Raw genomic sequence first — 22502 nt, 5'->3', positions numbered from 1 at the left:
CGCTCTTTCTCCCGCGCGATCCGCATCCACCATGCTCGATTCGTTCTTCCAGCTCCGGGCCCACGGCACCACCGTGCGCACCGAGGTCCTGGCCGGTCTGACCACCTTCCTGACCATGGCCTACATCATCTTCGTAAACCCCGACATCCTCTCGGCCGCCGGCATGCCGAAGGACGCGGTGTTCGTCGCCACCTGCCTGGCCGCGGCGCTCGGCTCGCTGATCATGGGCCTGTGGGCCAATTACCCGATCGCGCTGGCGCCGGGCATGGGGCTCAATGCCTATTTCGCCTTTGCCGTGGTGCAAGGCATGGGCTTTACCTGGCAGGCGGCGCTCGGGGCGGTATTCATCTCCGGCGTGCTGTTCGTCCTGATCAGCCTGTTCCGCATCCGCGAGTGGATCGTCAACGCCATCCCGCATTCGCTCAAGCTGTCGATTTCGGCCGGCATCGGCCTGTTCCTGGCGATCATCGGGCTCAAGAACGCGGGCATCATCACCGGCCATCCGGCCACCTTGCTGACGCTCGGCAACCTGCATGCGCCGGGGCCGATCCTCGCTGCCCTCGGTTTCGTGCTGATCGCCGCCCTGGCCTACCGCAAGGTGCCCGGCGCGATCATCATCGGCATCCTGGTGGTGACCGTGGCCGGCGTGCTCACCGGCCAAGCCGAGTTCGCCGGCGTGTTTGCCCCGCCGCCCTCGCTGGCGCCGACCTTCCTGCAGATGGACCTGGCCGGTGCGCTCAACGCCGGCCTGCTGACGGTGATCATGACCTTCTTCCTGGTCGAGCTGTTCGACGCCTCGGGCACCCTCATCGGCGTGGCCCACCGTGCCGGCCTGCTCGACGCCAACGGCAAGCTGCCCCGCCTGAACCGCGCCCTGCTGGCCGACTCGACCGCCATCGTCGCCGGCGCCGCCATGGGCACCTCGTCCACCACCGCCTACATCGAATCGGCCGCCGGCACCGCGGTCGGCGGGCGCACCGGGCTGACCGCCGTGGTGGTCGCGCTGTGCTTTCTGGCCGCGCTGGTGCTGGCGCCGCTGGCCGGCACCGTGCCGGCCTTCGCCACCGCGCCAGCGCTGATCTACGTCGCCATCCTGATGACCCGCGGCCTGGCCGAGATCGACTGGGACGACATGACCGAAACCGCCCCCGCCGTGGTCACCGCGGTGGCGATTCCCTTCACCTTCTCCATCGCCCACGGCATCGCCTTCGGCTTTCTGAGCTATGTGGCGATCAAGTTGCTGGCCGGGCGCACCCGCGACCTGTCGCCGGCGGTGGTGGTGATCGCTGCCGTGTTCCTGATGAAATTCATTTTCCTGGAGTGATCATGCAAAGCGCCGCCGACATCCTTCGCCAGCACATCCGCACCGTGCCCGACTGGCCGCAGCCGGGCGTGCAGTTTCGCGACATCACCCCGGTGCTGCAGGATCCGGTGTGTTTCCGGCTGCTGGTGCAGACCCTGGTGGTGCGCTACATGCCGCGCGACATCGATGTGGTCGCCGGCATCGACGCGCGCGGCTTCATCCTCGGCGCGGTGGTCGCGCACGAGCTGAACGTCGGCTTCGTGCCGGTGCGCAAGAAGGGCAAGCTGCCCTTCAAGACCGTGTCGGAAGAGTACGAACTCGAATACGGCTCGGCCACCGTCGAGCTGCACACCGACGCCGTAAAAACCGGCGACCGGGTGCTGCTGGTCGACGACCTGATCGCCACCGGCGGCACCATGATGGCCGCCAAAAAACTCATCGAGCGGCTCGGCGGCACCATCGTCGAAGGCGCCGCCATCGTCGATCTGCCCGAACTGGGCGGCTCCGCGCTGCTGCGCGCCGCCGGCCTCCCACTGTTCACCCTGGTCGACTACGCCGGCCACTGAAGGAAACCCCATGTCTGTCGATCTGAAAGAAATCCGCCGCGCCATGGACGAGGCCGACTGCCTCGCCGACAACGCCGCCGTCGAAGCCGCCCTGGACAAGATGGCCGCCGAGATCACCGAGCCGCTGCGCAACACCAACCCGCTGGTCTTCGTGGTCATGAACGGCGGCCTGATCCTCGCCGGCCGCCTGCTGCCGCGCCTGGGCTTCCCGCTCGAAGTCGCCTACCTGCACGCTACCCGCTACGGCCATGCGCTGCAGGGCAATCTGCTCGACTGGCGCGTGCGCCCCACGCAAGACCTGCGCGGGCGCACCGTGCTGGTACTCGATGACATCCTCGACGAGGGCCACACCCTGGCCGCCATCGTCGACCACCTCAAGGCCGAAGGCGCCGCCTCGGTGCACACCGCGGTGTTGGTGCACAAGGCACATGACCGCAAGGCCATCCCCGGCATGCGCGCGGACTTCACCGGGCTCGACATCCCCGACCGCTTTCTGTTCGGCTGCGGCATGGACTACAAGGGCTACTGGCGCAACGCGCCGGGGATTTACGCGCTGAAGGGACATTGAGCCGCGCTCGGCCGCCGGAGGCACTCCCCGGCCGTAGGGCGGAAGAGCGAAGCGTCATCCGCCACTTCGAGGAAATCGCCATCACATCCGGCGGAAGGCGCTACGCTTTTCCGCCCTACGCAATCTAAGCCGATTGCCTGGACACACCCCGCGTCGTCCTCAAAATGGCCGCATCTGTTTTGGGTATCTGAAAGCACCGTAGGGCGGGATTCATCCCGCCAAAACATCGCCATCACCGCTGGCCGGATGAATCCGGCCCTACTCCCCGCGAAAATCCTCGGGGAACAGGTGGTGCCGGTTGAGCTTGTCGTAGAGCGTCTTGCGCGGGGTGTCGAGCACCTCGGCGGCAGCGGTGACATTGCCGTGGGTCTGGCGCAGCGCGGCTTCGATCAGCTGGCGCTCGTAGCGCTCCATCTGGCGCGCCAGCGAGCCGCCCGTGCTGCCGGCAGTGTCGGCGGCGGGGCGGCGGCCGGCCACGCCGAGGCAGAAGCGGTCGACCGCGTTGCGCAGTTCGCGCACGTTGCCGGGCCAGTCCTGCTGCATCCAGCCGGCCATGTCTTCCTCGCGCCACATCGGCGGATCGAGCCGGTAGCGTGAGGCCGCTTCGCGCAGAAAGTGTGCGGCCAGCAGCGGGATGTCGGCCTTGCGTTCGCGCAGCGGCGGCAGCTCGAGGCCGACCACGTTGAGCCGGTAGTAGAGATCGGAGCGAAAGCGCCCGGCGTCGGACAGCGCCTTGAGGTCGGCCTTGCTGGCGGCGATGATGCGGCAATCCACGGGAATCGCGGCATTGCTGCCGAGCCGCTCGACCACGCGCTCCTGCAGCACCCGCAGCAGCTTGACCTGCAGCACCGCCGGCATGGTCTCGATCTCGTCGAGAAACAGGGTGCCGCCGCGCGCATGCTCGATCTTGCCGATGCGCCGCTTGAGCGCACCGGTGAAGGCGCCGGCCTCATGGCCGAAGATCTCGGATTCGAACACCGTTTCGGGCAGCGCGCCGCAGTTGATCGCCACGAACTCGCCGGTGCGCCCGCTGGCGGCATGGATGGCGCGTGCAGCCACTTCCTTGCCGGTGCCGGTTTCGCCGTAGATGAGCACGTCGGCCTCGGTCGGGCCGATGGCGGCGATGGTGTGGCGCACGCGGCGCATCGGCGGGGCATCGCCGATCAAGGAGACCGACTCGCGCGCCGACAGGCTGGCCTTGAGGCGGCGGTTCTCGATCACCAGTGCGCGGCGGTCCTGCGCGCGGCGCACCACCTCGACCAGGCGATCGGAGGAAAAGGGCTTCTCGATGAAGTCGTAGGCGCCCTCGCGCATCGCCGCCACCGCCATGGTGATGCCGCCGTGCCCGGTGATCAGCACCACCGGGATCTCGCGGTCGATGGCCATCACCGCGCGCAGCAGGGCCAGGCCGTCCATGCCGGGCAGGCGCACGTCGCACACCACGGTGCCGGGAAAGTCCGGACCGATGCGCGCCAGCGCCGGTTCGGCGGCGTCGAAGCCGCGCGCGGGCAGGTCGTCGAGTTCGAGCGCCTGCTCGATGCCCAGGCGCACCTGCGGGTCGTCCTCGATCACGATCACATGCGGTCGGTGGTCAGGCATGTCCTCAGAACTCCCCACGCGCCAGCGGCAGGCGCAATTCGAAACAGGCGCCGCCGCCATCGTCGTTGGCAGCGGTCAATGATCCTTGCAGGCTTTCGGCGATCAGCCGCGAGATCGCCAGCCCCAGGCCGAGGCCCTTGCCCACCGGTTTGGTGGTGAAGAAGGGTTCGAACAGGTGCGGCCACACCTGCGGGTCGATGCCGCCGCCGGTGTCGCGCAGGCGAATGATGCCCTCTGCGCCCTCGATGCGGGTGTCGATCGACAGCTCGCGCGCCGCCGCGCCTTCCATGGCGTCGATGGCATTGACCGCCAGATTGACGATGACCTGCTCCAGGCGCGTGATGTCGGCCTTGACCGCCAGGCCGGCCGTGGCATGGCGCACCGTGACCGTGACATCGGCGCCCTGGCGGCGCGACTCGACCAGCAGCAGGGCGTTGTCGATGGCGTCGGCCACATCCACCGGCACCAGCGTGTCGGCGCTCTTGCGCGAGAAGGTCTTGAGCTGCGCCACGATGCGTCCCATGCGCTGGGCCACGCGGGCGATATGGCCGAGGTTTTCGGCGGCGGCCTCGGGCTTGTCGCGTTCTATGAAACGGCGCGCATTGTCGGCCAGGGTGGTCAGCGCGGCCAGCGGCTGATTGAGTTCGTGCGTCACGCCCGCGGCCATCTGCCCGAGCACCGCCAGCTTGCCGGCCTGCACCGCGGTGTCGCGGGTGCGCGTCAGGATCTGCTCGGCGTCCTTGAGCGCGCCGACGCGTTCTTCGAGCGTGCGGTTGGCGGTCACCAGTTCGGCGGTGCGCTCGGCGATGCGCGCTTCGAGGTCGGCCTGCACCCGCTCCAACGCCGCCCGGGCCGCGCGGCGCTCCTGGGTGCGGCGGCGGCGCGTATGCCACAGGCCGATGGCCATCACCAGCAGCAGCACCGCGAGGGTCAGGGCAGCGGCCATGACCAGGGCCAGTTTGCGCGCGTCGGTGAGGTCGGCCAGGATGATCAGCCGCCAGTCGTAGTCGGGCAGGGCGATGGATTCGGACAGCAGCGCCTGGGCTTTCCCGTCGGCGGCGACGAAGGGCAGCGCCCGGCCGGTCAGTTCCAGGCGCCGGCCGCTGCCGTCGGCGTTGAGGATCGGCTTGCCGTCGGTGGCCAGCAGCAGCGCCAGGTCGGCATCGAGGTATTGCCGGGTGCGCGCCAGCGCCTCGCGGTCGGCCCCGCCCAGCGGAAACAAGCTGCGGAACTTCCAGCTCGGCGAGGAGGCCAGCACCACCACGCCCAGCCGGTCGGCCACCAACAGCAGATCGCCGGAGCGGCGCCAGGCGTCTTCCAGCGCGTCGAGGCGGATCTTGACCACCGCCACGCCGGTGATCACGCCATCTACATAGACCGGGGCGGAGAGGAAATAGCCCGCCTCCAGGGTAGTCACGCCAACACCGAAGAAACGCCCCGGCCGGCCGGCCATGGCGTCATGAAAATAGGGGCGGAAGCCGTAGTTCTTGCCGACGAAGGAGGTCGACTCGCGCCAGTTGCTCGCCGCCAGCACCTTGCCGCCGGCATCGAGCAGGTAGGTGACATGGATCACCGGGTCCTGGCTGACCTCTTCCAGGTAGCGATTGACGGCCGCCGCCTGCTCGCCGTCCTGCGCCTGGGCGAGCAGGCCGCGCACCCGCCCGTCGAGGCCGATCACATTGGGCAGCAGACGGAATTCCTCCAGCGTCTGCGCCAGGGTGCGGCGGTAGAACTCCAGCCGGAGCTGGCTGAACTCGGCCAGCTGCGTCACTTCCCGGCTGAGGAAGGCCTGGTAGCTGGCCACACCGAGCACCACCGCCAGCAGGCCGAGCACGAGCAGCGGCTGCAGGAAGCGGTAGGCGGCACGGGTCAGCGGCATGGGGTCGAGGGCACGGCGGGGGGTGGCAGTGCCGAGCATACGGCCTTGCACGCCGCCGGCCAAGATCCGCCCTCCCGCGCCGCTTCAGGCGCTCAGGCAGCGGCAACCAGTTTGCGCCGGCGCCACCAGGCGGTGCCGAGCACCACCGCCGCCACCGCCAGGCCGACTTCGTCGGTGATCGGCTGTGCCGTCACCAGCAACACGGCGCCAGCGCCGGCGACCACACGGGTCGGCCAGCCCAGCTTCGCCCCCAGGTAGCCGATGCTCGCCGCGCCCCACAGGATGATCGCCATCACCGCCTTGAAGACGATGTAGAGCACCGCGAGCACGGTCCAGTCGCCCTGCAGCATCAGCTCGGGCGCATACACCGCCATGTAGGGAACGATGAAACCGGCAATCGCGATACGCAGCGCCTGCATGCCGATCTTCATGCCCGAGGTGCGCGCGATCGGCGCCGCCGCGAAGGCCGCCAGGGCCACCGGCGGGGTCAGGTCGGCCATGATGCCGAAGTAGAAGACGAACATGTGGCTGACCACCAGCGGCACGCCCAGTTCGAGCAGGGCCGGCGCGGCCAGCGAGGAGGTGATGATGTAGTTGGGAATGGTCGGGATGCCCATGCCCAACAGCAGGCACACCAACATGGTCAGCACCAGCGAGAGGATCAGGCTATCGCGGCCCAGGTCGATGATGGTGTTGGCGAACATGGTGGCCGCGCCGGTCAGCGTCAGGCAGCCGATGATCACACCCACCAGGGCGCAGGCCACGCCCACCGGCAGCGCATGGCGCGCGCCTTCGGCCAGTGCGGTGACCGCCGCCTTGAGGGTGTCGCGCCCGCCCTGGACCACGAAGCAGGCCAGCACCAGCAGCGCGATGAGGCCGAAGAAGACGCCAATGCCGAACTTGAGAAAGGCCGAGCAGGCCAGCGCCAGCGCCACCCAGAAGGCCACCCGCAGGGCGGTGCCCTTGAGGCGCAGGGCCACCGCGGTACCGAAGATCAGCATGGCGGTCAGCGCCAGGCCGACGGTGCCGGAGAACAGCGGGGTGAAGCCGGAGAACAGCAGCCACACCAGCACGCCCAGCGGCACCAGCAGATACCAGTCGCGCTTGAGCGCGGCGATGGGGTCCGGGCACTCGCTCTTGGGCAGGCCGACCAGCTTCTTGCGACCAGCCTCAAGGTGCACCATCAGGAAGGCGGTGAAGAAGTACAGCGCGGCCGGAATCGCCGCCGCCAGACAGATCTCGACATAGGGCACGCCGATGGTCTCGGCCATGATGAAGGCCACCGCGCCCATCACCGGCGGCATGATCTGCCCGCCCATGGAACTGGTCGCCTCGACCCCGCCGGCAAATTCGCTGCTGTAGCCGAATTTCTTCATCAGCGGGATGGTGAATTGGCCGGTGGTGACCACGTTGGCCACGCCCGAGCCGCTGATGGTGCCCATCAGGCCCGAGGACACCACCGACACCTTGGCCGGCCCGCCATGGGTGTGGCCCACGGTGCCGAGCGCGAAATCGGTGAACAAACGGATCATGCCGGCCTGTTCGAGAAAGGTGCCGAACAGGATGAACAGGAAGATGTAGCTCGACGACACATAGGTCGGAATGCCGTAGATACCTTCGGTGCCGAAGCCGAGCTGGTCGATCACCTGCGACAACGCGTAGCCGCGATGCGCCAGATCGCCCGGCAGGTATTGCCCGAAGAGGGTGTAGGCGAGAAAGCCCAGACAGATGAGCGGCAGGGCCCAGCCCATGACGCGGCGCGCCGCTTCGAACACCATGACGATGGTCACCGCGCCGATCACGAGATCGAGGTCGGTCGGATCGCCCGCCCGCTGGATCAGGTCGCCTTCATAAATCCAGTGGTAGAAGGCCATGAAAAAGCCGGCCAGCCCGACCAGCCACAGCACCCCCGCGACCCCGTCGAAGCGCGGCCGGACGGCGGCGGCGATGCCGAAGGTCATCAGCATCAGAAAGCCCACGTGGACCGCCCGCACGATCGTGGACGACAAGGGGCTGAAGGACGCGGTGATGATCTGGAATGCCGAAAACAGGATGCCGATCAAAAACAGCATGCGTGCCTGGGGCCCCAGCGACCAGCCGTACGACAACTGCGCGTGAGAGTCAGACATGGTGAGGTCTCCTCGCACCGGGCGGTGCGGTGTTTCGTTATTGTCTTGGCGGCCGCCCCCGAGGGGACGGCCGTGGCATCAAAGTCGCTTACTGCTTGGCGGCCTTGCTGGCTTCAGCATAGAAGCGGGCAGCCCCCGGGTGCAACGGCACCGGCAGACCGGTCGAGGCTTTCTCCAGCACGATGCCCTTGGCGGCGGAGTGCGCTGCCACCATGGCATCCATGTTCGAGAACATGGCCTTGACCATGGCGTAGACGGTATCGGCATCGACACCTTCGTGGGTCACCAGGATGTTGCGGATCGCCACGGTCGGCACATCGGTGGTCTGGCCCTCGTAGGTGTTGGCCGGCACCACGCCCTGCTGGTAGGCCGAGTCACCGATCTTCTCCACCACGTCGGCCGGCACCGGCACCACCACGATCTTCATGGTGCTGGCCAGATCGCGCAGCGAGGCCACGCCCAGGCCGGCGGACTGCAGGGTGGCGTCCAGCTGGCGGTTCTTGATCAGCTCGACCGACTCGCCGAAGGGCAGGTATTCCACCTTCGACAGGCCTTCATAGCCGATACCGGCGGCCTTGAGCACGGCACGGGCGTTCAGCTCGGTACCGGACTTGGGCGCGCCCACGGAAACCCGCTTGCCCTTGAGGTCGGCCAGCGTCTTGATGCCCGACTCTTCGGAGGCCACGATCTGGATGTAGTTCGGGTAGATCGCCGCCACGCCGCGCAGCTTGTCCAGCTTCTGCTTGAAGCCCGCTTCCGCGTCGCCCTTCCAGGCATCGGACACGGCGTCGGCGAGGGCAAAGCCCACTTCGCCGCGACCGGCCTGCAGCAGGTTCAGGTTTTCCGCGCTGGCCTTGGTCGACTGGACGCTGACCTTGGACTCGGGCAGCGCCTTGCCGATCTGCTGCGACAACGCCACGCCCAAGGGGTAGTAGATCCCGCTGGTACCGCCGGTCAGCACGTTGATGAACTTCTGCTCGGCCTGGACGCCGGTCGACACGATCAGGGCAGCGGTGGCCAGCCCCAGGGTACGGATCAATTTCATGGTGGTCTCCTCCATGGATGACTTGGAATACTTGCGTCGGCGGGCAAACGAGACGGCGGCGCAGTGAGGGAGAACTCCACCCCCGTTCGCGCCCGGCCTGGGAGACCTTTGCAAGCCCCGGGCCAGTTTCCGCACACCCGGCTTTTCCCCACCGAATCAATCGTTTAATCGAAACACCGGATCGCTCTCCCCGGTCAAGTGTGCGGGCATCCGCCCAGTGTGCGCCGCCGCCGTGCGAAATGTCGCACAAGTATCGGCCCATCGTGCCGTTACTGCTGGCTGATCGCTACACTTGTATCTATTCGTTCGCCGCCCGCCGGCGGAACGCGCCGTTTGTCAGGAGGGATCGTGATACCGGCCGCCCCCAACACCCGCCTCCTGATCGTCGACGACACCCCGGAAAACCTGGCCGTGCTCGGCGACGTGCTGCAGCCCGAATACACCGTCCAGGCCACCACCTCCGGCGAGCGGGCGCTGGCCATCGCCGCCCAGGACCCGCAGCCCGACCTCATTCTGCTCGACATCATGATGCCCGGCCTGGACGGCTACGCGGTGCTCGACCGCCTGCGCAGCAACCCGGCCACCCGCGACATCCCGGTGATCTTCCTGACCGCGCTGGACGATACCCGCGACGAAGAACACGGCCTGAACCTCGGCGCCGCCGACTACATCGCCAAACCGATTCGCCCGGCGCTGGTGCTGGCGCGGGTGCGCACCCAGCTCGACGTCAAGCGGGCGCGCGACACGCTGCGCGATCACAACCTCTTTCTCGAGTCCGAAGTGGCCCGGCGCATGGCCGAAAACGACCATATCCAGGCGGTCAGCATCCGTGCCCTGGCGCACCTGGCCGAAACCCGCGATCCGGAAACCGGCAACCACATCCTGCGCACCCAGGCCTATGTCGAGCACCTGGCCCGCGCCCTGGCCGCGCATCCGCGCTTCGCCGCCACGCTCACCCCGCGCTACATCGAACTGCTGGCCCGCTCGGCCCCGCTGCACGACATCGGCAAGGTCGGCATCCCCGACCACATCCTGCTCAAGCCGGGCAAGCTCGACGCCGACGAATGGGCCATCATGCAGACCCACTCGGTACTCGGCGCCACCGCGCTGGCCCAGGCCGAACAGGATGTGCGCGAGGCCGTGCCCTTCCTCGCCCTGGCCAAGGAGATCGCCCGTCACCACCATGAGCGCTGGGACGGCAGCGGCTACCCCGACGGCCTGGCCGGCGAGGCGATTCCGGTATCGGCGCGGCTGATGGCGCTGGCCGACGTCTTCGACGCGCTGATCCACGCCCGGGTGTACAAGCCCGCGCTGCCGCTCGATACGGCCCGCGACATCATCGTCGCCGGGCGCGGCAGTCATTTCGATCCGGCCGTGGTCGACGGCTTCCTCGCGCATTTCACCGCCTTCGTCGACATCGCCGAGCGTTACCGTGACCCCGACTGAGCCCACCCCCTTCCCGCGCCCCGCCGAGCAACGCGGCCGCGTGCTGCGCATCGTGGCGCTGTATGCCCTGTTCGCCGGCCTGTGGATCGTGTTTTCCGACCGGGCGGTCGAGCACCTGTTCACCGACCCCGCCCAACTGGCCACGGCCAACACCTTCAAGGGGCTGGCCTTCGTGCTGGTCACGTCGCTGCTGCTCTACGGCTTGGTGTCGCGCCTGGCCCGCCAGATCACCGACACCGCGCGGGCCGCCTACACGGCGCAGGCCGAGCATCTGCAAGCCCTCAAACTGCTCGACGCCATCGCCAACGGCTCCCGGGACGCCATCTTCGCCAAGGACAGCGACGGCCGTTATCTGCTGTTCAACCCCGAGGCCGGCCGCGTGACCGGCACCGTGCCGAGCGCCATGGTCGGGCGTGACGACACCGCCATCTTCCCGCCGGCGCAGGCGGCGCTGGTCATGGCCAACGACCGTCAGGTCATGGCACGCAATCAGGTCGAGACCTTCGAGGAAGATCTGACCACCCAGGACGGCGAAGTCACCTTCATGGCCACCAAGGGCCCGCTGCATGACGCCGACGGCCGGGTCGTCGGCCTGTTCGGCATCTCGCGCGACATCACCCGCCTGCGCCGCGCCGAGCGCTCGCTGGCCACGCAGAACCTCACGCTCGAAATGGTCGCCTCGGGCGCGCCGCTGCGCGACACGCTGGACGCCCTGGCCCGCACCCTCGAAGCCCACGGCGCGGGCATGAAGGTATCGATCCTGCTGCTCGACGCAGCGCGCGGCACCCTGCACAACGGCGCCTCCCCCAGCCTGCCGGCCGACTATGTGGCAGCCATCGACGGAGAACCCATCGGTGAAGCCCAAGGCTCCTGCGGCACCGCCGCCTGGCGCCGCGCGGCGGTCATCGTCGAGGACATCGCCACCGATCCGCTGTGGGCCCGCTACAAGGATGCCGCACTCGCCTTCGGCCTGCGCGCCTGCTGGTCCACCCCGATCCTCGGCAACGACGGCGGCGTGCTGGGCACCTTCGCGCTGTACTACGACCACCCGGCCAAGCCCTCGGCCTGGCACCTGGACCTGATCGACCAGGCCATCCATGTCGCCGCCATCGCCATCACCCGCGACCGCGAAGAAGCGCTGCTGCGGCAACTGTCGCTGGCGGTCGAGCAAAGCCCCGAGAGCATCGTCATCACCGACCTCGACGCCCGCATCGAGTATGTGAACGACGCCTTCTGCCATATCAGCGGCTACACGGCGGCGGAAATCGTCGGCCAGAATCCGCGCATCCTGCAATCGGGCGGCACGCCGCCGGCCGTGCACCGCGACATGTGGGCCACCCTCACCCGCGGCGAGGTGTGGCAGGGCGAACTGCACAACAAGCGCAAGGACGGCTCGCTGTACATCGAGCAGGCGATCGTCAGCCCGATCCGCCAGGCCGACGGGCGCATCACCCACTATCTGGCGATCAAGCAAGACATCACCGAGCAAAAGCGCGTGGCCGACGAGCTGGCGCGCCACCGCCATCACCTCGAAGAACTGGTCGAAGCGCGCACCGCCCAGCTGGTCGACGCTCAGCTCAAGGCCGAAGACGCCAGCCGCGCCAAGAGCGCCTTTCTGGCCAACATGAGTCACGAGATCCGCACGCCGATGAACGCCATCGTCGGCCTCTCCCACCTGCTCGCCCGCGACCACCCGACCCCCAAGCAGGCCGAACGGCTGGCCAAGATCGAGGTGTCGGCGCGCCATCTGCTGACCCTACTCAACGACATCCTCGACCTGTCCAAGATCGAAGCCGGCAAGCTGGTGCTCGAACAGCTCGACTTCTCGGTCGACACCGTGCTCGATCAGGTCCACTCGCTGATTGCCCCGCAGGCGCAGGAGAAGTCCTTGCGCGTGGTGGTCGAAGGCACCGGCGAATCGACCTGGGTGCGCGGCGACCCGACCCGGCTGCGCCAGGCGCTGCTCAACTACGCCGGCAACGCCGTCAAGTTCACCGAGGCCGGCCAGATCACCCTGCGGGCACGCATCGAAGCGCGCTGCGCCGATCGGCTGACCCTCCACTTCGCAGTGAGCGACACCGGCATCGGCATCGCCCCGGAAACCTGCGGCCAGCTGTTCAACGCCTTCGAACAGGCCGACACCTCGACCACCCGCAAATACGGCGGCTCCGGCCTGGGCCTGGCCATTGCCCGGCGGCTGGCCGAGTTGATGGACGGCACGGTCGGTGTGGACAGCACCCCAGGCGAAGGCAGCACGTTCTGGCTCACGGTGACCCTGCCGCACGGCCAGGCCCAGCACGCGCCCGCCGTCGCCGACACCCCCGTGGCCGTGGCCGAGCCCGCGTCGCTGCGTCTGCTGCTGGCCGAAGACAGTGCCGTCAACCGCGAAGTGGCCCTGGCCCTGCTCAGCGCGCGAGGCTGGGTGGTGGATACCGCCGAAGACGGTGCCCAGGCCCTGAAGGCCGCCCGCGCACGGCCCTACGACCTGATCCTGATGGACATCCAGATGCCGGAGATGGACGGGCTCGAAGCGACCCGCGCCATTCGCGCCCTGCCCGGCTATGCGGCGGTCCCGATCCTGGCCATCACCGCCAACGTGTTCCAGCAGGACCAGGAAGCCTGCCTGAAGGCCGGCATGAACGACTTCATTCCCAAACCGGTGGAACCCGAGCAGCTGTTCGAGACGCTGGCCCGCTGGTTGCCGGCGAGCCCGCCGCCGGCCGACGCACCGGCGGCCGACCCGACCGGCGCCGCCCGCGTGCTGGCCGAGCTACGCCCGCTGCTGGCCGCCAGCGACATGCGCGCCAACACGCTGCTGCAAACCCATGCCGGCCTGATCGGCGCCACCTATGGCGAGGCCGGCCGCCGCCTGATGCGTGAGGTGAGTCGCTTCAACTACCCCGAGGCACTGGCCGCGCTCGATGCCTTGCCGCCCGGCTGAGCACCGACGGCCGGCGCTCAGCGCACGCCGATACCGATATTGATCCCGACCCCCATCCCACTCCCGCCATGGATGCCGAAGCCGCCGAAGAAGCTGCCGTCGCGCGGGAACTGGTAGGTGGTCGAAGTGCGCACCACCCGGTCGTCGCGGAAATGCACATTGAAGAAGGTGGCGGTGCCGGGGTTGCCGCTGTTGCTGATGTTCCAGTCGTACACCGTCTCGCCCGACAGGGCGAAGCGTTCGACCGAGCGCTGCGGGCCGAGCCGCTGCTGCACCTCGTCGAGCGTCATGCCCGGCTGGATCTGCGCCAACCGGTCGGCGGCCAGGCCGTCCCAGGTGTCGACCACCTGGCCGGCCGCATCGAACTTTACCTGGATGAAGGTCGTGCCGAAGGGCTGGGTGGCGTACTGCCACAGCTCGCCACCGTCAGCCTGGGGCAGGATGCGGGTCGGCGCGCCCTGCTCGGCGCGCACCTGGGCGGCGCTCTGGCCCGGCACGATCGGCGGCATCAGCGCGCACCCCGCCAGCCACAGCACCACCACCAGCATCCATCCGCGTTTCATGATCAGCGCCCCTTGTATTCGATGTCGCGCCCGGTGCGCAGCACCTGCCCCTGCGGGTTGAAGTAGACATTGAAATACACCGGCTCGGCCGCAGCGGTGTTGTCGATCAGCCAGTCCCACACGGTTTCGTTCTTGAGCTGGAAGTATTGCGTCTTGGCCGACTTGCCGAGCAGGCGGCGCACCTGGTCCTGGTTCATCCCGGGCTGGATGCGGGTGAACTGCGCCTCGGTGAGCACCTGCTCGACCTTCTGCACCACCTGGCTGCCGTCGATCGTGATCAGGTAGCAGGTGGTGCCCATCGGCTGCTGGGTGTATTCCCAGGTCACCGTGCCATCGTCGTTGCGCCACTCGATGCCCGGCGGGCCGAGCTTGTCGCGCACCTCGAAGGCGGTCGACACCCCCGGTTTGAGGTCTTCGATGACGAACTGGTCGCAGGCACTCAGGCCGAACAGGCTCAGCACACCGCATAGCAGGGACAACAGTTTTTTCATGCGCGCTCCGTGAAAAGCGACCGCACCGTGCGTGGGCGCGCCCCCGGAGCTAGAATGGCGGGGGCTCGACGCACCGATTCCGCGATGTCAGCGGAATGCCGGGACCGCAGATCCCGGGCCACACAGGCAGGCGTCGGCCCCATTCTGACACTCCATCGCTTCCAGGAGGGCTCGCAAAATGCAAAAAACAGTACTCGCACTGGCCCTGTTCGGCCTCGGCCTCGGTGTGGCCCAGGCCGACACCGTCAAGATCGGCCACGCCGGCCCGCTGACCGGCCCGATCGCCCACATCGGCAAGGATGGCGAGAACGGTGCCCGTCTGGCAGTCGAAGACGCCAACGCCGCCGGCGTCACCATCGGCGGCAAGAAAGTCACCTTCGAGCTGATGGGCGAAGACGACCAGGCCGACCCGCGCATGGCCACCACCGCCGCCCAGCGTCTGGCCGATGCCGAAGTGGCCGGCGTGGTCGGCCATGTCACCTCCGGCGCCTCGATCCCCGCCTCGCGTGTGTATGAGCAGGCCGGCATCCCGGTCATCACCCCCTCGGCCACCAACCCCAAGCTGACCCGCCAGGGCTACAAGGTCACCTTCCGCGTGATCGCCAACGATCTGCAGCAGGGCGCGGCCATGGCCAAGTACGCCGCCGAATCGCTCAAGCTCAAGAAGATCGCCATCATCGACGACCGCACCGCCTACGGCCAGGGCCTGGCCGATGCCTTCGGCGAGAGCCTCAAGAGCCATGGCGTGCAGGTGGTGGGCCGCGAGTTCACCAACGACAAGGCCACCGATTTCTCGGCCATCCTGACCAAACTCAAGGGTGCCCAGCCCGACGCCATCTTCTACGGCGGCATGGACGCCCAGGCCGCGCCGATGCTGCGCCAGATGCGCCAGCTCGGCTTCACCGGCAAATTCCTCGGCGGCGACGGCGTGTGCACCGGCGAGATGCTCAAGCTGGCGGCCGAAGCGATCAAGGAAGACACCTACTGCTCGCAGGCCGGCATCCCGATGGAGAAAATGCCCAAGGGCGCCGACTTCAAGGCCCGCTTCAAGAAGCGCTTCAACACCGACGTGCAGCTCTACGCCCCCTACAGCTACGACGCCGCCATGGCGCTGATCGAAGCCATGAAGGCGGCCGGCTCGGCCGAACCGGCCAAGTACCTGCCCGCACTGCAGTCGCTGTCCTACCAGGGCGTGACCGGTCAGATCGCCTTCGACAAGTTCGGCGACATCAAGACCGGCGGCACCACGCTGTTCCAGTACAAGGACGGAAAGTGGGTCACGCTGGACTGATCGCCCCTCGCTGAGCGGCATGGCCCGCCCCCGTGGCGGGCCTTGGCCGGCTATCGCCGCCCGGGCGACGATCGGCCGCCGCACGGCACCTGCCCCATGACCCAACTCCTGCTTTTCATCGCCGGCCTCTTCGCCCTGACGCTCGGTGCCGACGTGCTGGTGCGCGGCGCCGCCCGGCTGGCCCTGTCGCTGGGCCTGTCGCCGCTGGTGGTCGGGCTGACCATCGTCGCCTTCGGCACCAGCGCCCCCGAAATCGCGGTGGCCATCGACGCCGCCCTGGCCGGCCAGTCGGCGCTGACCATCGGCAACGTGGTCGGCAGCAACATCTGCAACCTGCTGCTGATCCTCGGCATCGGCGCGCTGGTCACCCCGCTGTCGATCGCCGGCCAGGTCCTACGCCAAGAAGTGCCGGTCATGATCCTGGCCTCGGCACTGGTCGTGGCGCTGGCCTACAACGGCGTGATCGGCCAGGCCGAAGGCGCCTTGCTGGCCGCCCTGCTGGTGATCTACCTGATCTTTCTGGTGCGCCAGTCGCGCCGCGCCTCGCGCGCCGAGCAGGCCCACTACGGCGACCTGCCGACCGACACCGCCGGTGGTCACTGGGGCCTCGACATACTCAAAGTCGGTGCCGGGCTGGCCCTGCTGGTGCTCGGTGCCGACTGGCTGGTCGAGGCGGCGGTGTTCTTCGCCCGCGCGCTGGGGGTCGACGACCTGGTGATCGGTCTCACCGTGGTGGCGGTCGGCACCTCGCTGCCCGAGATCGCCACCTCGGTCATGGCCGCACTGCGCGGCGAGCGTGACATGGCCATCGGCAACGCCGTCGGCAGCAATGTGTTCAACCTGCTCGGCTGCCTCGGCCTAGCCGGCCTGATCTCGCCCACCGGCCTGCCGGTGCCGGCCGCCGCGCTCGATTTCGACCTGTGGGTGATGCTCGCCGTCGCCGTCGCCTGCCTGCCGGTGTTCGTGGTGCGCCGCGAGATCGCCCGCTGGGAAGGCATCGCCTTCATCGCCTACTACGCCGCCTATGTCGCCTACCTGGTGCTCGACGCCACCGGCAGCGGCGCGCTCAAGACCTTCACCACCGCCATGCTCGGCTTCGTCATGCCGCTGTCGCTGGCCACCCTGATCGCGCTCACCATGCGCCGCCGCCGCTCACGCTAGGTCCTCTCACGGAGTCTGTCCATGGATGCCTTCTGGATCCTGTTATTGCTGATCGGTATCTCGAGCCTGTTCTCGCTCTCCGAGATGGCGCTCGCCTCGGCGCGCAAGGCGCGGCTGCACCAGATGCGCGAAGCGGGCGACGCGCGCGCCGGCATCGCGTTGGCGATCAAGGACGCCCCCAGCCACTTCCTCGCCGCCACCCAGACCGGCATCACCGCCGCCTCGCTGATGGCCGGCATCTTCGGCGAATCGGCGATGAAGACCGGCATCGAAACCACGGTGCAGGACCTGGCCCCCTGGGCCGCCGACTGGGCCGGCCAGATCGCCCTGGCGGCCACCATCGCCATCGTCACCGCGGTGTCCATCGTCTTTGGCGAGATCGTGCCCAAGCGCATCGCCATCGCCCACCCCGAGCAGGTCGCGGTGCGCACCGCGCCGCTCATGCACCTGTTCATCCGCCTGCTGTCGCCGGCCATCCGCTTCCTGTCGTGGTCGGCCGACCGCGTGCTGAACGCCCTGCCCTTCCAGTCGGCGCCGGCCGTCACCGGCGTCGAGGACATCCTCGCCTATGTGGACGAGGGCGAACGCGCCGGCGCCATCGGCCCGGAAGAGAGCCACATGCTGGGCAACGTCTTCCGCCTGGAAGACCGCCGCGTCGGCGCCGTCATGACGCCGGCCGCCGACGTCATCGTGCTCGACCTCCTCTCACCGCGCGAAGACAACCTGCGCTGCCTGCACGACAGCCACCTCTCGCGCTACCCGATCTGCAAGGGCGGGCTGCAGAACGTGATCGGCGTGGCCGAAAGCCGCGACCTGCTGCAGGCCGCGCTGGCCGGCGACATCGACTTCGGCGAAATGCCGATGACCCCGCCGCTGTTCGTCCCCAGCGTGCTGACCCTGATCGACCTGCTGCGCCATTTCCGCACGCATCGCAGCGCCTTCGCCTTCGTGGTCAACGAGTTCGGCCAGACCGAAGGCATCGTCACCCTCTACGACCTGCTGCAGACCGTGGTCGGCGACATGAGCCCCACCGCCGACGACCCCGACGAAGCGCTCGCCGTGCGCCGCCCCGACGGCTCTTGGCTGCTCGACGGCCTGCTGCCGCTCGACGAGATGAAGGAAAAACTCGGCATCCGCCACCTGCCCGACGAGTCGCTCGGCAACTACCACACCGTCGGCGGCTTCGTGCTCGCCATCCTCGGCCGCATCCCCAAAAAATCCGAACGCTTCACCTGCGACGACTGGGCCTTCGAAGTCATGGACGTCGACCGCAACCGGGTCGACCAGGTGCTGGCCTCGCCGATCGACGCTGACAGCACGCCGCTCTGACGAGCGCCGACCGCTTCGCGGCGGCGTTCTCACCCATCCGGCGCAAGCGATCATCGGTTGACTCAGGGCTCGCCGTTCAGCCCAACGACGATTGGTCTGGCGACTTCCGCGTGCGGCCCTCGTCGTATGCATCGACCCGGAAACTGCGCCCGCTCACCTTCAGGCAACGGGGCGGGCGAGCCGGCCGTTGGAGACGCATACGCTCGCGGTGCGCACACTTTTCAGGATATGGCGTTGAAAGCGGATGCTCCGGCTGGAAAACCGTTTCAGCGCATCGCCCCGACAGCCCAGGTGACCGGCCGCGCCACGGTACGCCCGAGCCCATCGAGCACGGCCAGCTGAAAGGCGTTCCAGCGGCTGCCGGCGGTTGGCTTGGGCTCGCCTTCGAGGTCGGGGTCGCAGCGCATCTGCGACCAGCCTTTGTAGTCCTTCACTTCGGGGATGGTGGTGGGGAGGTTTTGGAATTCGGGAAGATGCTTGTACTTTGTTGTTGGTAGATGGTTTTCGACGTCGATGACTCGCATTCCCCAATGGTCTCCAAACGGTTTCGACGTCATGGCAAGTCTTTGATCACGTGTTTCGACGAAAGCCTGTTGTCCAATGACGGTTATAGAAAGCACGTTGTCTTTGCCAGGAAAACCGAAGGGGTGCGTACCAACCCATCTCGCTGTGTTGAAGGTTTTTCCGTAATCCTTCGAAACCTCGAAGGCAGATCCATCTTCGTACGGCACGACCAGATAGCCACTGTCGTTATCGGCGTGCACATATCGCCCGAGAAAGAGGCGCCAGAACTGACTCACTACTTCTGTTCGTATCTCCCGATTCGTGTCGACGAAGCTCACTGCGCCTTCGCACCCGTAGCCGGTTAATTCCAAATAACGATGGTCGTCGAAGCGATATACGATCTGCGTCGACGGTTTCCTCGGCGGTTCGGCGTGACTGGACGGCAGCCACGGAATCAAAGCGCTGATCGCCAGGCCTGCAGACAGCAGACGAGCGGGTTTCTTAAACATCCACTGACCGAACATCCAGCAGGCCAGCGCTAGGCCGAGCACCCATAGCGGAATCAACCAAATCAAAGTGCTCTCCATCGTTTCATTCAGCATGCACGACCGGGAAGCGCGTATCCCGCTGGCGTGTCATCTCGTGCATATGTTCGATCGATTTACGCTGGCGTTGCAGGTCGCGCATGCGCTCTTCCCATTCGCGTGCCGGCCATCGGCTGCGCTCACGCTCAAGACGGGCGATGCGTTCGTCGATCCGGTTTAGCTCCCAGTCGTACAAGGCGGAGTCAGTACTTTCGCTGACCAAGCCGGGGATGACTGGAGGTTTGTTCATTTGTGCTTTGATGCCAGGTGGCAAAATGCCGTCCCGATAATATGCACGATCGAGTGGCTCTGCGCTTTCCCGCCAATCCGCCACCCGCAAAAGCTTCTGCCAAAACGCCCCGCCATCGATCTTGCACGTGTCGTAGCTGCGGCAACGGCCAATGGCCAGGTCGAAGGCCGCTGCACAGCGCGAGGCGGCTTCGTCGAGGACGATGGCTGAATGGTTGGAGGTGGTCGTCGGTGTGTCGCGGGCATGCTCGCGCAGTTCATCCGGTGTCATGAGACGCGTCACAAACAGGCCGTCGGCGGTTGCCGTGGCGCGCACCAGCGTCCAGTGCTCGCCGCGTTCGGCGAAGGCCGCTTCGAGCTCGGCCAGTTCGGCCGGCAAGAGCAGGTGCATATGGCCGCGGGGTAAGGTCCGGGCGCCTGGGCGCGGGTCGGCGCTCTGGAACTGGGTGACGTTGCGCCCCTGTGTGGCCATGGCCGAGGCATTGCCCCCCCAGTCGGACGAACCCAGCGTGTCGCAGCCCGCCGGCAAGGCAAAGGTATAGCCCAGATCGGGCAGCGCCGGGGCGTTGATGTCGCGCACCTGGCCGTCGGGCACATCGCGGTTGGCGAGGACTTCCTTGAAGCCTGGGCGCTGCAGGTCCGGCAGCGTGATCGACCCCGGCGGGCTGTGCATGGCCCGCCCCTGCAGGAAAATGCGCTGCGCCAACGCCGGCGCACAATGCGTCGCCACGCCAGGCGGAATGCCCTGCCAGCCCATGCCCTGCACGTTGCGCAGCGATACCGTTTGGTCATGCGGGCAGAAGTAGTTGAACACCTTGCCGTGGTTGTCGCGCATGGCCAGCGGGTCGGTGGCGACTTTGGGATCGGCGATGCCTTCGTGGATGAGCGTGTCGACGGCGGGCCCCGGCAGGCGCTGCGTGTCGATCAGCTGGCAGAAGTTGACCAGAGTGTCGGTGCGCGCCCGGCGTGACTGCTGGGGACCGTACGACTGCATGGCTTCGAGCGTCGGCGTTTCGAGACTGTAGGGGGAGTGATTGAGGATGAGGCAGTCGGCGGGGCGTTCCTTTTCCTGTGCTACGAGAAGATTCGCCAGCATGGAGACGAGCGTTCCTTGGCTATGCGCGACGATATTTATGGAGTCATCCCCCGTCGTGTCGTTTCCTCGAATCATCAAAATCAAATTCGCCAACCGCTGCGCGGCATTGACCATGTAAATGCGATGGGGGTTGTCGAAGATGGCGTGGCTCAGGTCCTGCCCCGCGCCCGCGAGCCACTTGGCCACGCCGAAGATGTTGCCGCCCGGCCCCCACATGTCGATCAGGCTGGTGGTGGCGTTGGCGAACACGCCGCCGTTCTTGGCAAAGTGTTCGTCGAGCCGGTTGTCGAAGCAATCGACGTTCTCGAAGCCGCGCCTCGGGTCGGATCTGCCGTCGATGTAGTAGGCGTCGTAGGGCGCTTCGGGGTCGGCCATGCGCTTTCGGAGTTCGTCGCGATAGCGTGCCTGATCCGTTTCGTAGGTGGCCTTGTCCACCGGCCGATACCCCCAGTAGAAGGGGATGATCGGGTTGAAGCCTTGCTGATCGGCGCGGCGCTCGTAGCTGGCCACGCGGTTGTCGCGGCAGGCGCGGGCGACATCCCAGTTGCCGGGGGTGAGGTCGGCGCGCCCCAGGCGCAGGTTCAGCCCCTCGCACAAACCTTTGGCCTGGGTGGCGTAGGCTTCGCCCACGTCGTTGACGCCATGGACCAGGATGATGATGCCGGGCATGGCGCGGGCAACGCACACCTGCTTCGCCGGTGCCATGCCTTTGGATACGTTGGTGACGGTAGAGACCCGGTCGCCGTTGAGACGGGCGTCGCGCATGCGTGGGTTGGGGTGCCAATGTGTCATGCGTTGCCGGGCTCCTCAGGTAGCACCTCGATCGAGGCTGTCTGGAAGTGGGCCATGTCGAGCAGTTCGGTCTGGCCGGCGCCGTCGGTACGCCCTTCAATGATTCGGCCGTCCTCCAGCGTGGCGCGAAAGCGCCGATTGGCGACCGGGGTGTCCGAACCGTCCCAGGTCAGCACGGGTTTCACATGAAAGCCGTCTGTCGGCGTGAAGCTCGGGGCGTCGTAGCTCAAACTCGTCGGCCCACTAAAACTCTTCTTGCTCGCATGCACCGTAATCGTCCCCGGGCACTCGACGGTGATCCCCCCGTCGATGGTGATGCTCGCGCCGCCTTCGACGGCCAGCACGATTCTTTTACCGGCGGCGAAGTCGATGTGCTCGGTGATCGAGCTGAGCGTCACCTCGTCCTTGGCCTGGAACTTCATCTCGTCGCTTTGCGCCTGCATCTCGATGTCGTCGCGGGCGGCGATCATCGTGATGCCGGTGTTGTTCTCGCCCGGGCGAATGGCGCCGGCGACGAGGCCGATGGCCTGGCCGGTGTGGATACGCGCTTTGCCGGCGACGGCCAGGTTGGTGTCCTCGCCGCTCATCAGGTTGAGCGTCTCGCCGTTACTCAATTGCAGATGCCCGCCGGCGACGAGGCCGAGGCCGGCCTTTGCGGCCTGGACGATGGCCGCGTCTGTGAGATGGGGCAGCTTGCCGGCGGTGGCGGTGTTCTTCTGGCTGACGTCGGCCAGTGCGGCGTCGAAGTCGGTGCCGTCTGCCATGCCGCGGGTGACGGTGTGCAGGGCCTTGAGCGGGGCGGCGTTCGGGTCGAGGGTGCTTTGGTTGGCACCACTGCTGCCGATGGCGGCGGCGAGTGGCACGGTTTGGTGGGTGGCGGCGGCTTTGGAGAGGGTTTGGGCCAGGGTGTCGGCCTGGCCGAGCAAGGCGGCGGCGGGGGCCATGTCGCCGGCCGGCTCGGCGTCG

General features: G+C 67.4%; 17 protein-coding genes. 8 read left to right on the top strand and 9 right to left on the bottom strand.

Annotated elements, in window-relative coordinates; translation table 11 throughout:
• Positions 1 to 31 precede the first annotated feature (31 nt).
• From I8J34_RS14340 to I8J34_RS14330, 3 genes are read left to right on the top strand one after another with little or no spacing between them, the layout of a single operon-like run.
• A complete protein-coding gene (locus tag I8J34_RS14340) occupies positions 32 to 1324 on the top strand; it encodes an NCS2 family permease (protein WP_214362306.1) in 1293 nt (430 codons plus the stop codon).
• A gap of 2 nt (positions 1325 to 1326) precedes the next feature.
• The gene (locus tag I8J34_RS14335; RefSeq protein ID WP_214362305.1) at positions 1327 to 1869 is read left to right on the top strand and encodes an adenine phosphoribosyltransferase; all 543 of its coding nucleotides are present in this window, start codon (positions 1327 to 1329) and stop codon (positions 1867 to 1869) included.
• 10 nt (positions 1870 to 1879) lie between these two features.
• Entirely contained in the window at positions 1880 to 2437 is a 558-nt protein-coding gene (locus tag I8J34_RS14330; protein ID WP_214362304.1) for a hypoxanthine-guanine phosphoribosyltransferase, read from the top strand.
• A 258-nt stretch (positions 2438 to 2695) separates the two neighbouring features.
• On the opposite strand, the gene I8J34_RS14325 is transcribed toward I8J34_RS14330, so the two are convergent.
• The 4 genes from I8J34_RS14325 to I8J34_RS14310 form a co-directional block, all read right to left on the bottom strand.
• A complete protein-coding gene (locus I8J34_RS14325) occupies positions 2696 to 4036 on the bottom strand; it encodes a sigma-54-dependent transcriptional regulator (RefSeq protein ID WP_214362303.1) in 1341 nt (446 codons plus the stop codon).
• Positions 4037 to 4040: 4 nt separating this feature from the next.
• On the bottom strand, positions 4041 to 5954 hold the full coding sequence (locus I8J34_RS14320) for a sensor histidine kinase (RefSeq protein WP_214362302.1): 1914 nt from the start codon (positions 5952 to 5954) through the stop codon (positions 4041 to 4043).
• Between the two features lie 53 nt (positions 5955 to 6007).
• A complete protein-coding gene (locus I8J34_RS14315; RefSeq protein WP_214362301.1) occupies positions 6008 to 8044 on the bottom strand; it encodes a TRAP transporter permease in 2037 nt (678 codons plus the stop codon).
• 88 nt (positions 8045 to 8132) lie between these two features.
• Positions 8133 to 9089: a TAXI family TRAP transporter solute-binding subunit gene (locus I8J34_RS14310; protein ID WP_214362300.1), complete on the bottom strand. Its 957-nt coding sequence runs from the start codon at positions 9087 to 9089 to the stop codon at positions 8133 to 8135.
• 351 nt (positions 9090 to 9440) lie between these two features.
• Here I8J34_RS14310 and I8J34_RS14305 point away from each other — a divergent pair, with 351 nt between their 5' ends.
• Together I8J34_RS14305 and I8J34_RS14300 are read left to right on the top strand one after the other, a co-directional pair.
• The gene (locus I8J34_RS14305) at positions 9441 to 10535 is read left to right on the top strand and encodes a response regulator (RefSeq protein ID WP_214362384.1); all 1095 of its coding nucleotides are present in this window, start codon (positions 9441 to 9443) and stop codon (positions 10533 to 10535) included.
• Positions 10522 to 13476, top strand: a complete 2955-nt coding sequence (locus I8J34_RS14300; RefSeq protein ID WP_214362299.1) for a PAS domain S-box protein — start codon at positions 10522 to 10524, stop codon at positions 13474 to 13476. Before I8J34_RS14305 ends, I8J34_RS14300 begins: the two co-directional genes overlap by 14 nt.
• A 17-nt stretch (positions 13477 to 13493) precedes the next feature.
• Here the strand turns inward: I8J34_RS14300 and I8J34_RS14295 are convergent, their stop codons facing one another.
• Together I8J34_RS14295 and bamE are read right to left on the bottom strand one after the other, a co-directional pair.
• Positions 13494 to 14039 carry a hypothetical protein gene (locus tag I8J34_RS14295; protein WP_214362298.1) on the bottom strand — a complete coding sequence of 182 codons (546 nt, stop codon included), beginning with the start codon at positions 14037 to 14039 and terminating at the stop codon, positions 13494 to 13496.
• Between the two features lie 2 nt (positions 14040 to 14041).
• Positions 14042 to 14530, bottom strand: coding sequence for an outer membrane protein assembly factor BamE domain-containing protein (gene bamE, locus I8J34_RS14290; RefSeq protein WP_214362297.1), 489 nt, complete (start codon positions 14528 to 14530; stop codon positions 14042 to 14044).
• A gap of 178 nt (positions 14531 to 14708) precedes the next feature.
• Here bamE and I8J34_RS14285 point away from each other — a divergent pair, with 178 nt between their 5' ends.
• The 3 genes from I8J34_RS14285 to I8J34_RS14275 all read left to right on the top strand — a co-directional run bounded on the left by I8J34_RS14285 (position 14709) and on the right by I8J34_RS14275 (position 18311).
• Complete coding sequence (locus tag I8J34_RS14285; RefSeq protein WP_214362296.1) at positions 14709 to 15821, top strand: branched-chain amino acid ABC transporter substrate-binding protein; 1113 nt, start codon at positions 14709 to 14711, stop codon at positions 15819 to 15821.
• A 96-nt stretch (positions 15822 to 15917) separates the two neighbouring features.
• A complete protein-coding gene (locus tag I8J34_RS14280) occupies positions 15918 to 16982 on the top strand; it encodes a calcium/sodium antiporter (RefSeq protein ID WP_214362295.1) in 1065 nt (354 codons plus the stop codon).
• Between the two features lie 21 nt (positions 16983 to 17003).
• Entirely contained in the window at positions 17004 to 18311 is a 1308-nt protein-coding gene (locus I8J34_RS14275; RefSeq protein WP_214362294.1) for a hemolysin family protein, read from the top strand.
• Positions 18312 to 18577: 266 nt separating this feature from the next.
• Here the strand turns inward: I8J34_RS14275 and I8J34_RS14270 are convergent, their stop codons facing one another.
• The 3 genes from I8J34_RS14270 to I8J34_RS14260 form a co-directional block, all read right to left on the bottom strand.
• Positions 18578 to 19417, bottom strand: a complete 840-nt coding sequence (locus tag I8J34_RS14270) for a T6SS immunity protein Tli3 family protein (protein WP_214362293.1) — start codon at positions 19415 to 19417, stop codon at positions 18578 to 18580.
• Positions 19407 to 21536: a T6SS effector phospholipase Tle3 domain-containing protein gene (locus I8J34_RS14265; RefSeq protein WP_214362292.1), complete on the bottom strand. Its 2130-nt coding sequence runs from the start codon at positions 21534 to 21536 to the stop codon at positions 19407 to 19409. The genes I8J34_RS14270 and I8J34_RS14265 overlap by 11 nt, the downstream gene beginning before the upstream one ends.
• On the bottom strand, positions 21533 to 22502 hold a 970-nt coding region (locus I8J34_RS14260; protein ID WP_214362291.1), incomplete at its 5' end, for a DUF2345 domain-containing protein. The genes I8J34_RS14260 and I8J34_RS14265, both read right to left, overlap by 4 nt.

The organism is Denitromonas iodatirespirans (assembly GCF_018524365.1).
GTDB lineage: Bacteria > Pseudomonadota > Gammaproteobacteria > Burkholderiales > Rhodocyclaceae > Nitrogeniibacter > Nitrogeniibacter iodatirespirans.
The sequence above is the reverse complement of the archived record's forward strand: the minus strand, read 5'-3'. Positions and strand labels throughout refer to the sequence as shown.